Below are 11,673 nucleotides of genomic sequence, written 5' to 3' on the forward strand. Positions count from 1 at the left end.
GGTCTGTTATCCGTTCGTTAGAGAAAGCGTATCGCCTAGGAATCGTCGAACGCACCCGTCAGCGGGTACGGCGCGGTAACCGTCTGGTTTGCGGCCCTAATACCTATCGCCTCATTGTTGTATCGCTAGAACAAGCGAAAGCGGCAGCAAAGCACAATGCACAACGATTGATGGAGGCCTTAAAGCGCAGAAAAGAGCGGTTCCTTTCTAAGTGCCAAAATGACAGCGGAGTTAATTCTCAGAGTCTTCTCTTTAAAGAAAAACACCATTCTCCAGCCGAATGGCTCGATATCCTAGAGCGCATCAACGCAGGAGCCACACTTGAAGAGGCCGGATACACCTAGAGAGCCTCTTTAAACGTCAATCTCAGAGTAAAATGAAACATCACAAAGGCATTGAAGAAGAGCCTCACAGGAGAGCTACGCCATAGCTCCATCGAGGATACATGTTTATCATTCAGATATAGAAAATCTGGAGAATCTTTATGTCCAATGAATCACATAGCTACCAAGAGTTGGCTGAACATTGGGGCATTACACTCGCTGCCGCAAAGCAACGCGTTCGTCGGGCAAATTGGAAACGCATTAAAGGAAATGATGGAACGATAAAAATTCTTGTCCCACAAGATACAGATCGTATCCTACAGACCGTACCCCATGATAAAACCCCAGAAAATCAAGCCTTAGATGTCTTAAAGGATACGATACGTACCCTCACTGAAGCTACGGATAAGCAGTCTCAGAGAATTGAAAATCTAACAACGGCTCTCTTAGCCTCTCAAGAAGAGAATGCCTCTCTAAGAGAGAAAATTTCGGCTTTAGAAGCGCTCCAAACAGCACATCAAAAAAACAACATATCTTACCCACGCAAGGGGATCATTCATCGAGTGCTACGCGTACTCTACAATGGGGATACGTGAAGTCATAGGATCTTCTTTGACCACATCCTATAACTTCACGATCATCAAACACTTTTAATATTGCGAGACACTCAAAAACTCAGTGTTTTGAGTGGCCATCGTCCTTATTTTTCACGCACAATGGGTGAGACGTTCGGAAGCAGGCAATAAATCTCCTTCCCATTCAGCCCCTGATACATATGCGCTTGGCAGTAACTTCCCACCGATGCTTTGTCGTGCAGAGCCCACCAGCACAATCCCGTACAAACCATCGTAAACGACAGCGTCGACGCCACAACGATAGCCATAGCGCGATAAACAACCGACTTCGCATATTCCGTCGCATGAATAGGAAGCCAACGACCAATATATTCTTTCACGTCTCTTTTTAAGGAGACATTGAGATCCGATAAGATCTCATGCGTAATTTCACGCTGTCGGTGCTCACTCATTTCTTTCGCACGGTGATAGCTCATACGCGCGTCTTCTAATTCAGCCTTCGCCGTCTGAAGTTCAGACTCCCCACGCTTGCTAAGCTCCGTGAGAAAATATTCAGCCTGTCCCGCCATCTTTTCCATAGTGGCGTGCATCTTTTGCGCTTCTTGCGTCACGCCTTGTAGATTGTCTTGAACGAGATGGCTGTAAACATCCATACCCATGCGTAAAAGACGGCTCCACTCCCACAGAGCATCATTGGGACCAGCGATCCCATGCTTCTTCAAAGCAAGGTCCATCTCCTCAGCAATCGTACGCAACCGTTCAATGGCCATTGAATGCGAAGAGGTCTCGTTCATTACGGGAGCCATGAATCAACGCCTTTCGCCTTGATTTCATCGTCAAATTTCTTGACCCACAATCCCGTCACCGCTTGGCGCACCGGATCTAATTTAGGTTTCTTAGGGTCTGTTCCGCCTTGACCGGCTTCGTAGAAAGACAAGCCTGATGCCGTAATTTCTTTCATATATGGGTTCGACGGGAAGAACAGAAACTCAAGTTCCGCGTCCTGACGGATGACGTCAAAACGCGGATCAACAAGAATGTCGTACATGTAGTCTTGCGCAATATACCCGGGAGGGACGGTATGTTCGTTAAGAATAATGAGGGCTTTTTGGGGTCTGAAGCCGCCATGCTTCCAAAGATTTACAATGTAGTCGATATCACCGCTATCAACCCCACACATGAACAGGCCGACAACCTCTACGCCCATAGCCGCACTCAGCGTATTAATGTCATTCGTACTCGCCCATTCTTCGAGGGTGCGATCTCCCCCGCCAACATCAATAAATACTGGTTTTTGTTTGGAAACGCCTAAGGATAAAACATCAGTGAGATAGCTTTGCACATCAGGCTGGCGATCCGACGTGGGGCGGCTAAGACCACAGTTTTGATAGAGTGTCGTATATTTGGAAATGCCTTCATTACGCATATCCGCATCGGCCATCAGGATCGGACGTCCTGCCTGAAGGGCGCGTTCTGCAAGCAGCCCCAATACCGTTGTTCCCCCGAGATTACCTCGACCCGCTTTGAAGTAGATTTTGATCTGCGCTTGCGTTGAAGCGCTCTCATTTGTTCCCGTCAATTGTACGGTCCTTTTTGTCCCGAAGAAGACATTTTCCTCGGTACAAAAATGCTCTCATACGTGTGTGTGAGTGCCACATGCTTTTTTAACGCGCTTTCAATTGGACCGCTGAGTAGACGCAACGCATGACATTGGAACGTTCTTTTGGTGGGTAAACATCGAGCATTTCTTTAAAGGCACGAGCCCATGTGCGGTCGTCTTCAAAGAAAGACCGTCTTGGAAACCCCGGCAGTAGTTCAACATTGATCCGACCTTTTGCATCATAAACCGGGTAATTCAGAGGGGTGAGCGCTTCCAAGGGAAGATACTCTGGCATACCGAGTGGACGAGGCCCCTCATAAGGGGGCGGGATCTCGATCTTCACGCCATAGAGAAACGCCTGTTTCATCATCTGCACAGGCGGCTGAGCACTATTCAAAACATCAATATGATGTGTCGCAGACCCAGAGGATACGACCGGCTGCTGGTCAGACACCTGTACCGATGGTGTTGATACAGATGCTTGCAGGACGCTTTGGTGCGGTGCTTCAGGCTTGTTCTGTAAATGGGTGGGACGTTCGTAAGGAACATCCGGGGCCGGAGGGATAAGGGACATATCCTCCTTTGGTCGTGTGCGCTCCAGCACCTCATGCGCTTTGATCTGCAAAGCCTGGCGGCGGGCTGTGTCTTCGTCCCGCTTGCGTCGGCGCTCTGCCAGTTCGGCCTCACGCTCACGTGCTTCGCGCTCCATTTTCAAACGCACACGATACCACGTCTTCCGGACTGTTTCTTCTTTGGGCGGGGTACCGTTGCGTGTGGTGAGCCCGTCTTTAATGGCAGCTTCACACATTTTCTTCCAACGCACACGCTTACCGACAATCTGCGTTTTGAGGGTGTCGTAATGCAGCACCATCCAACGAAACAACAGCGAGCGCGACCAAACTTCCTCTCCGCACTCTGCGGAAGCCGCAAGCATAAAATGACCTTGCGGGATCTTCGTCATGCTTGGCCTCCTCTATCGCGCATGCGCTGTTGCACGGTCCCAATCGGAACCAATATTCGGGACCACATTAAGTCATGAACGAGACGCTGTCGCCTCATAATCGGTATAAGATCGGGACAAAAGCGCGACACAAAAAAGAAGAGTCCATATACAAATGCAAACTTTCAGTTGTGCCGTTTGATGAATGTTGCACCATTTTTTCTCGAAATATCCCATAGATTGTAATGATCTTGATATTGGTACTGAAAAATAGTATCAAAAATCTATGAAAGCGAAGCACCGGCGAACGCTGGAACTCATCTTCAAACGTCCTGTCTCCGGAAATATTCCGTGGGGAGATATTGAAGCTCTCTTGAGAACATTGGGGGCGGAGATATCTGAGCGTGAAGGATCACGTATCGGCGTTGTTTTGTTTGGTGATATTCGCGTTTTTCATCGCCCTCATCCGAAACCGGATACGGATAAAGGGGCCGTTGCATCTGTTCGGAAATGGTTAGAAAGCCATGGAGTAAAACCATGAACAACATCATGGAGATTGGAGGCCACCGCGCCGTTGTGCAGTTTGACCCTGACATTGGTTTGTTTCGGGGAGAGTTTTTGGGCCTCAACGGTGGTGCCGATTTTTACGCTGACAGCGTGTCAGGTCTCCGTCTTGAGGGGGAAACATCCTTAAAGGTGTTTCTGGAGATGTGCGTCGAAAAAGGCGTTTCTCCGGTCAAACACTTTTCAGGTAAATTTCAGGTACGTTTACCCGAGAAACTACATGCACGAGTTGTTGAAATGGCGGCAGCACGAGGTGTGAGTTTGAATGCCTTTGTGCAAGAAGCACTGACACAAGCAGCATCCTGAATCGCTGCGTACCCTGTCCGAAATAGGGCCGTTCAACGGACAGGTGGTGATCCTACGACGGCACCATGTAAACCGCTCTCAATATCGTCTCATTAAAGTGGTACGATATGTTTTGCGATCAGGGGGCCTTCTACGTTACACTTAACGCATGACACAGACATTGATCGGCTACGCCCGATGCTCCACGGATCAGCAGGATCTAGCCGCTCAGCACGATGCACTGCTCAAGCTCGGCGTGGCCGCTGAGCGCATCTATACGGACAAAGGCTTCACTGGAACGACCCGAACCCGTCCTGGCCTCAGTCAGGCGTTAGCCGCTGTACGGCGTGGAGACACCCTCGTTGTGCCAAAACTCGATCGGCTGGCACGTTCAGTACTGGACGCGCGCTCAATCGGTGATGACCTCGCCGCCAAAGGTGTTCGCCTCCAAATTGGAGCCAGCGTGCATGATCCTGACGACCCGATGGGCAAGCTATTTTTCAATATCTTGGCGACTTTCGCTGAGTTTGAGGCGGACCTGATCCGTCTACGTACCCGCGAGGGCATGGCCATTGCTCGCGCCAAAGGTAAACTTCGGGGCAAAAAGCCAAAGCTTTCTGAACGCCAGCAAAAAGAGCTACGGCGTATGTACGACACCGGTGATTATTCCATCAGCGATCTCGCCGAACTGTTCTCGGTGTCACGGCCAACAATCTATCGATCACTCAATAGGACGCCCTCAACGTTCACGTTCAGTTCACCCTAAGCGTACATAAAACGCACTTTCGTGTCGTCACCCCATTAATCGATAATCGTTCAGCTAAGGCGATAGGAGGAGTTCTAGAGGATAATGTTCATCCCAAAACCCATCTCATGAGCGACGAATGGGGTGTTTTTCAGCATCTCGGGCACAATTTCACCGCACATGATGCCGTGGGTCATTGCCATCGGGATTTCGTCCGGGGAATGGTACATGTGAACGGTGCTGAAGGTTTCAGTGATCGTGTCCGGCGCATGGTCGTTGGTGTCTTCCATCATATCAGCTCTACGCATGCTGATCTGTATTTCAACGAGATTAGCTTCCGATGGTCCCAAAGAACTGTAGCGGGTCAGGCTGTTCGCAACACCCGAAAAGGGCAGAGCAAAGTTAAAACTTTATGGAACCGTATCCCTGCGGCATTGCAACTCCCTACCGCCTGTAGGGTTCGTCCCCGCAAAGGTACCAAACGCGACATAGGATTTTTAATAATCCATTGATTTATAATATAAATATACGTTTTTTGTTCCCCCAAATTCCCCCTTACTTCAGAGGTCATTTTTTAGGGGGAGGATCCTGAATCTGTCCTCTGACTTTTTATCAGAGGAATTATGCTTCTTAGCATGAGTGCCAATAAGATTTTCTTCAAAAGAGATACCGTATGTGAGCCATCGATTATGAGACGGATTATGTGACATAATTTACTTCGTTTTTATCAGTTTGAACTACAGTCGCTCAAACGACCGTTTGTGAGACAAGCATGAAGCTCGGATATGCGCGTATTTCCAAGGCCGATGGTTCGCAGGTTCTCGATTTGCAAATTGACGCACTCACCGCCGCCGATGTGGAACCCGATCATATCTACACCGATGAAACATCGGGGAAACGTGATGATAGGCTAGGACTAGACGCCTGCCTGAAAGCACTGCGTGATGGAGATACGTTGGTTATCTGGAAGCTGGATCGGCTTGGTCGAAATCTGGAGAATTTGGTAAAAACCGTACGCTCTCTCTCAGAGCGTGGCATCGGTTTATGCGTTCTGACGGGTCAGGGCGCTGCGATCGACACCACCACTTCAAGCGGTAAATTGATATTCGGAATCTTCGCAGCTCTCGCCGAATTTGAAGGAGACCTCATTAAGGAGCGCACTATGGCCGGCTTAGCCGCAGCCCGTGCGCGAGGCAGAAAAGGTGGTCGTCGCTTTGAATTGACCAAAAACCAGATCCGCCTTGCTCAGTCTGCAATGGCCAACCGTGACACGAACATCGTCGATTTATGTCAAGAACTCGGTATCAGCCGCGCAACTCTCTACCGTTACGTTGCCCCAAACGGTCAACTGCGTGATCACGCCAATAAAGTTCTTCAATGCAATAATAACACACCCCCTACCAACTCAAGATAGCCCAAAATCCTATGTCGCGTTTGGTACCTTTGCGGGGATGGACCCCCTGTAGGTCTATTGTCGGCCGGCAATTACGACGAACTAGGCAAGGAGGCATTACAATCAAATCCCAAACGGCTGTCTTTGGTTGATAATGCCGGAGTACATAAAACGCACCTTTGTGTCGTCACCCCTTCTATTCCCCGCATTAAACGCGAAAGAAATAAAACCATCGCAAAAGTCTCAAAACCAGAGTTTTCTCAATCCCTCCAGATTTATCCTCCATCTGCCCCATAAGATTCCGGAACCAAAACATCTTTTTATTGACATACGTTTCTTAGGCGAAACATAGTCTTGCTGGGGAATAAGCCCTGTTTGAAGGATATGTAATATGGAATGGAATAAAAAACCTAACACACAGCAGTTCTCAATTGATTATCCAGTAGAAGTTGGTCGCTCAGCGGAGTCAGAATCAACAGCTATCATTGGAGCTATTTACTGGATATTTAAAGGTGTTAGAAGGATTCTATAACAATAATTAATGAAACAACTAATAATATAGAATGAAGCACTTATTTATAAGTGCTTCATTCTATATAGGAGAAATAACTTGGAATTTATGGAAAATTTTGAATATGTTGTTTCTTATGTAAAAAACGATGAGGATAAGTTTTGGGAATGCAGTGATTACTTGAAAGAAAATTTTGATAAAAAAAATTACTTATGCCTATTACATGATGCTCTACGTCGCGTAGCGCAGGGTAAAGATCTGAAAACGCATATCGCTGCTAATGGTAGGTATATTACTCTGGCAGTTTCGAAAAATATTATTCTAGCGCTTGCTATATATAAAAATAATATTTCTGACATATCTATCTCTCCTAATCATTTTATGCAATTAAATATTACAAATAAAAATAGTAGATCTATTTGCACAAAATACAGGGCGTCTGAATCGTATTCAAAAATATTTGTTAGCGATGTTATTGATTACGGGTTTGGTGATATGGTTTCTAAAAATGGGTACACAGAAGCTATCGATATTCGTAGTATTGATCATAATCCTGTAATTGCTTTGCGTCTAAATTACGGACCGCTACCCGGCCTTGAGTATAATTTTGACAGGAAAACTCTAAAGCAAACAAGAATGCTTAGCGGATCAGTAGTAGACAGCAAAATTCATGTTTTCCTTCAAACTATTGCAGAAGTTGGTTCTGAAGATTCAATTGATCTTGTGATTCCTTTTTTGAATCACGAACACGGATATATAAGATGGGAAGCAATAAAAACAATATCTATATTGAATTTTGAAGAATCTATAAAGTATATAGAAATGGCTACCATGGATAGAGATCCAAATATAATAATGGCTGCCAAGAAAGCTTTGAATTCATCGAGGGTGATTAATCATGTTTATAAAAGATTATAATATTGATAATAGTATTTCTCTTGAAGAGTGTGTGAAAAACATTCGTGAGAACGTTGATCCTGAGGATTTTGGAAGTATATGTGACGCGTCTATATACCTAAGAATGTTAGCAAACAATAGAACGTTCTTATATGAAAAGCTATCAGCCGAGCTTTTTTTGCTCTCAAAAGGGGAGTCTGTTGACTTAAGAACACCGCAATCTATACAAGTATACGATGAAGATACATTTTATATTCGTGCAAATATCTGGCCCAAGATAAATCGTGGTCAAACAGTATCTGGACATGAAAAAAATCTATTTTCTTATGAAATGGCACATGATCATAATTTTCATTTCATGACTGTTGGTTATTTTGGCCCAGGTTACGAGACTGACATTTATAATTATGACTATAATAAATGTCTAGGATTTCATGGAGAAAGTATTGACTTAACTTATATAGGAAGAGAGAAATTGGTTCCAGGTAGAGTGTTTGTTTATGAAGGATCTAAAGACGTTCATATTCAAAGAGAGCCCTCCTCCCTTTCAATATCATTGAACATACTTTTTAATCCAAAAGAAGGAAAACAAAAACAACAATATCGTTTTGATGTCAAAAATAAAATAATATCAGGAAGCCTTAATGATGAAATATCATGTCGCTTATTTATTATGGATGTATTGAAAGAAATAGGAAATGAAAAAACCTGTGAATTATTGCTAGATGTAGCAAGAAACACAAATTGTGGACGAACTCATGTCTATGCTTTGAGAGCAGCTAGTACCTTTATGTTGAATGAAAACACAAACAAGCATTTTCGAAAGGAATTTAGCCGGTTCTTTGAAGACCGTGATCCAGTCCATGCCGGGAGAGGATCGCTTGATGAATCAGGGCGCCTTTACTAGGCACTTTTTACTACTGTCTGAATACGGCAGTACCTCGTTCTTCAGGGGAGGGCAGAACACTTCAAAATCCATATCCCGGGGAAAAGTTTCGATCTGATCGCCGAGACCGCTTAATCGTCCGTCACTCCAGTCGATGCCGGAGTGAATGAAATCACAGGCGGGATTGTTGATTCGAACTGTCGGCATCACCCGGGCCACCATGAGGATCGGACTGGCCAATATCGTCTAACATGCGCCGCTTCCTCTTCCTCGAAAGATCGAACGCGACCGCGTAGCTATCCCGCGGGTAACAGCCCCCGATCCGCTCAAAACGCAGATCAAAAGATACTCAAAGAACCGTCAATCAAATCGACAAAAGCCCAAAATCAGAACCAAGGCACATCAATTAACAGTTCTTCGATCCATCCATCTGCAGCATCCGCTGGCCACGAATCAGGTAGCATACTGGTTCAGAGATCAACAGCGCGATCCGCATCCACTCCTCATCCGTCATGTCAAACGGATAGGGCTTCGTTTTGCGGACGATACCGGTCGTTCGGCCCCTCTTCTATGGCGTCCATATCTAGAGCTTGAATCATACTTTCGCGACCTTCCAAACGAGATCTTATTGCTTTAATTATCCCTGAGGGATTTTCTGTATAGAACGAGTAAAATTTATCAGAGTTTTTTATAAATAAAATAACGTTATCTTTTTGAAAGATAGATAGTTTTATTTCTTGAAATTTATTTGATCCTATAAATTTGTATGAATTTTTCAAGTGTATATTTTCTATATCGTCTACATTAATAGAATACCCTTTTATAGGTCCAAGGAAAATATTAAGGTTTTTATTATCTAAGTAGTGAGGCTTAAATAAAAAAGATTTTGCTATAGATATACTATATATACATAAAACAGATGAAATGGTAGCAATTAAATATTCTATATTTTTATGTGATTTATAGAAATAAGCTATAGGTATGGGGAATAACATAATAATAGGGGAAAATAAAAATACAATGAAATCTATATTTTTATAGTAGTATGGGAACTTTTGTAGTTTTCTATACTTATATGGCCAATCAGTGAATATACTTTTTATGATTCTTCCTTCCAATGAAAATGTTTTTCTAGTTTTTTCCGAAAAAAAACGCTCTAATAGAGGAACATCTTTTTTTAAAGAAATCAAAATCATTACAATAGAAGTAATGGAAAATAAAAATATACCAGAGTTTTTAACAAAATCTCCACCAATCGAATTTTGTTCTATTTTGGTCATAAAAATAAAAGATAACAAAGAATATACAGAAAATATAGTTATTTGCTCTTTTTTTGTTTTTTTGTTATTAAACAGATAGTTTATAGCTATAGCTGAAAAAAAAGGGACGAATATAATTCTGAATATAAACGAAAAAGGAAGTGATTCTTTATAAAAATCAGTAAATTTTAATACTCTTGTAATAATATATATTGATACAAATAAAGACCATATTATGTATTTCTTTTTATTAATCATGGTCATTTATTTCTCCAAAATCTATTGGAATAGATATTATTAATCCAAAAAATTCCAAGGAAGATATCTTCCTTGGAATTTTTTTTGGCTTAATATGCGGGGGTAGCGCTTAAACACCATTCAAGAACAATTTCTGCAACTCTAAGCATGTTAAGACTCCACATAGCGGCATTATTGCCAATAAAAATTGTTAAAGTTTTCTTTTCGAAAGCGCAACGCTTTAAGCTTTATAAAGCGTCGTTCATCGGCATGGTGCCGACCTCGATGCCATCGAACGTTTGGCATCGCAAAAACAGTTTCGTCGCGTGCTTGATCTCGGCTGTGGCGGCGGCACACGGCGTGTCCAACATCACGACTACCTGCGCGCCTGCCGAAAAATTGCCGTTTGAGGACGGCTATTTCGACGCGGTGTTCTGTCGCTTCACGACGCATCACTGGAACGATCTGGTCGCCGGCCTGCGCGAGGCGCACCGTGTACTGGCGCCGGACGGAACGGCCATGTTCATCGACGTCACGTCACGAGCACTGCCGACAGCCGATACTTGGCTCCAGGCGTTGGAACTACTGCGCGACGTCTCACATGGGCGGAATTATTCCTGTGTCGAGTGGGAACGCATGCTCAAAACCGTAGGTTTTTCCATTACGGAGACGATGTCCCATACGTTGCGCATGGAGTTTCCAAGCTGGGTCGCGCGTACGAAAACGCCTGCGCTTCACATCAAGGCAATCCGCGTATTGCAGGACGTAGCCCCTGATACTGTCCGCACCGCGCTAGGCATTGAGCCGGATGGAAGCTTTTCACGCTGAACGCATCAATTTACGTGCTCAAGCCCTAGTTTTTCCTTCAGTGTATTGAAGAAATTTCAAACCACACAGGTGTTGGCTAAGGCTAGCGATACTTCATTTCTCTGGCTGCAAGACGACATTCTACGCCCCACTTACGACTAATATTCCGCTTAGGGTGTCATTTCGCCCTCAGCCGGAACTGACCCCGACAAGCCGTTGTCCACAAAATTATGGAGCGCAATCGGGATTACGATGCTTGTCATCTGATGCGTTGCGTTGCAATGTCATGAAAATAAGTGAGGCGGCGGAGCTAGACACTCCCACCGCCTCGAATCTCGCTGCTTTACCCCGGCGAGCAGATGTAGAAGCGATTGAGCCCGCTTAGACATCCGATAGTGAGAATATAGCGTGACCTGCTCAAAGGTTCAACGCTCTCTGACTTGGGAAGTGCTCGCCGTCCACAAAATAGGACGGATTATGACTTCTTTTGCTGCTCAACTTCGCATTCTCACGCAAGCCAAGGCCTTGTCTGGCAACGATTTAGTCGTTCTGGAGGCGCTGTCCTCTTTCGCAGGACATCGCGGCTTATTTCCTTCACATGAAAGAATTGCATCGCGTTCCGGCCGGAGCGTGCGGTCTGTGGCCCTGTTG

Annotated in this window: 14 protein-coding genes and 1 pseudogene; 11 read left to right on the forward strand and 4 right to left on the reverse strand. The window is 44.8% G+C overall.

The features are described 5' to 3' along the window. Both NTH01S_RS11915 and NTH01S_RS10700 read left to right on the forward strand, forming a co-directional pair. On the forward strand, nt 1-344 hold a 344-nt coding region (locus NTH01S_RS11915; protein WP_169802074.1), incomplete at its 5' end, for a hypothetical protein. Between the two features lie 140 nt (nt 345-484). Further along, entirely contained in the window at nt 485-919 is a 435-nt protein-coding gene (locus NTH01S_RS10700) for a hypothetical protein (protein WP_068173562.1), read from the forward strand. A 104-nt stretch (nt 920-1,023) separates the two neighbouring features. Here the strand turns inward: NTH01S_RS10700 and NTH01S_RS10705 are convergent, their stop codons facing one another. The 3 genes from NTH01S_RS10705 to NTH01S_RS10715 form a co-directional block, all read right to left on the reverse strand. Continuing rightward, complete coding sequence (locus NTH01S_RS10705) at nt 1,024-1,692, reverse strand: hypothetical protein (protein ID WP_068173564.1); 669 nt, start codon at nt 1,690-1,692, stop codon at nt 1,024-1,026. Then, nucleotides 1,692-2,477 (reverse strand): hypothetical protein, encoded by a 786-nt coding sequence (locus tag NTH01S_RS10710; protein ID WP_068173566.1) that lies wholly within the window; start codon nt 2,475-2,477, stop codon nt 1,692-1,694. Before NTH01S_RS10710 ends, NTH01S_RS10705 begins: the two co-directional genes overlap by 1 nt. 85 nt (nt 2,478-2,562) lie before the next feature. Then, complete coding sequence (locus tag NTH01S_RS10715; RefSeq protein ID WP_068173569.1) at nt 2,563-3,459, reverse strand: hypothetical protein; 897 nt, start codon at nt 3,457-3,459, stop codon at nt 2,563-2,565. Nucleotides 3,460-3,724: 265 nt separating this feature from the next. Between NTH01S_RS10715 and NTH01S_RS10720 the strand changes: the two genes are divergently transcribed. The 8 genes and pseudogenes from NTH01S_RS10720 to NTH01S_RS12125 all read left to right on the forward strand — a co-directional run. Continuing rightward, nucleotides 3,725-3,979 carry a type II toxin-antitoxin system HicA family toxin gene (locus NTH01S_RS10720; RefSeq protein ID WP_068173571.1) on the forward strand — a complete coding sequence of 85 codons (255 nt, stop codon included), beginning with the start codon at nt 3,725-3,727 and terminating at the stop codon, nt 3,977-3,979. Beyond that, on the forward strand, nt 3,976-4,308 hold the full coding sequence (locus NTH01S_RS10725) for a type II toxin-antitoxin system HicB family antitoxin (protein ID WP_068173573.1): 333 nt from the start codon (nt 3,976-3,978) through the stop codon (nt 4,306-4,308). Before NTH01S_RS10720 ends, NTH01S_RS10725 begins: the two co-directional genes overlap by 4 nt. 148 nt (nt 4,309-4,456) lie before the next feature. Continuing rightward, nucleotides 4,457-5,053, forward strand: coding sequence for a recombinase family protein (locus tag NTH01S_RS10730; protein ID WP_068173575.1), 597 nt, complete (start codon nt 4,457-4,459; stop codon nt 5,051-5,053). Nucleotides 5,054-5,115: 62 nt separating this feature from the next. Further along, entirely contained in the window at nt 5,116-5,544 is a 429-nt protein-coding gene (locus NTH01S_RS11665; protein ID WP_370664325.1) for a transposase, read from the forward strand. A 260-nt stretch (nt 5,545-5,804) separates the two neighbouring features. Beyond that, on the forward strand, nt 5,805-6,446 hold the full coding sequence (locus NTH01S_RS10740; RefSeq protein WP_068173578.1) for a recombinase family protein: 642 nt from the start codon (nt 5,805-5,807) through the stop codon (nt 6,444-6,446). Between the two features lie 598 nt (nt 6,447-7,044). Next, nucleotides 7,045-7,854 carry a HEAT repeat domain-containing protein gene (locus tag NTH01S_RS10745; RefSeq protein ID WP_068173580.1) on the forward strand — a complete coding sequence of 270 codons (810 nt, stop codon included), beginning with the start codon at nt 7,045-7,047 and terminating at the stop codon, nt 7,852-7,854. Next, nucleotides 7,835-8,740 (forward strand): hypothetical protein, encoded by a 906-nt coding sequence (locus tag NTH01S_RS10750; RefSeq protein ID WP_068173581.1) that lies wholly within the window; start codon nt 7,835-7,837, stop codon nt 8,738-8,740. The genes NTH01S_RS10745 and NTH01S_RS10750 overlap by 20 nt, the downstream gene beginning before the upstream one ends. A gap of 148 nt (nt 8,741-8,888) precedes the next feature. Next, nucleotides 8,889-9,015: pseudogene (locus NTH01S_RS12125) on the forward strand (IS5/IS1182 family transposase); the annotation flags it as partial. 219 nt (nt 9,016-9,234) lie between these two features. On the opposite strand, the gene NTH01S_RS10755 reads toward NTH01S_RS12125, so the two are convergent. Next, nucleotides 9,235-10,242: a hypothetical protein gene (locus tag NTH01S_RS10755; protein WP_068173583.1), complete on the reverse strand. Its 1,008-nt coding sequence runs from the start codon at nt 10,240-10,242 to the stop codon at nt 9,235-9,237. 141 nt (nt 10,243-10,383) lie between these two features. Between NTH01S_RS10755 and NTH01S_RS10760 the strand changes: the two genes are divergently transcribed. Continuing rightward, on the forward strand, nt 10,384-11,043 hold the full coding sequence (locus tag NTH01S_RS10760; RefSeq protein ID WP_306307477.1) for a class I SAM-dependent methyltransferase: 660 nt from the start codon (nt 10,384-10,386) through the stop codon (nt 11,041-11,043). The last annotated feature ends 630 nt before the right edge of the window (nt 11,044-11,673 follow it).

Source organism: Neokomagataea thailandica NBRC 106555, assembly GCF_001598495.1.
Classification (GTDB): domain Bacteria; phylum Pseudomonadota; class Alphaproteobacteria; order Acetobacterales; family Acetobacteraceae; genus Gluconobacter; species Gluconobacter thailandicus_A.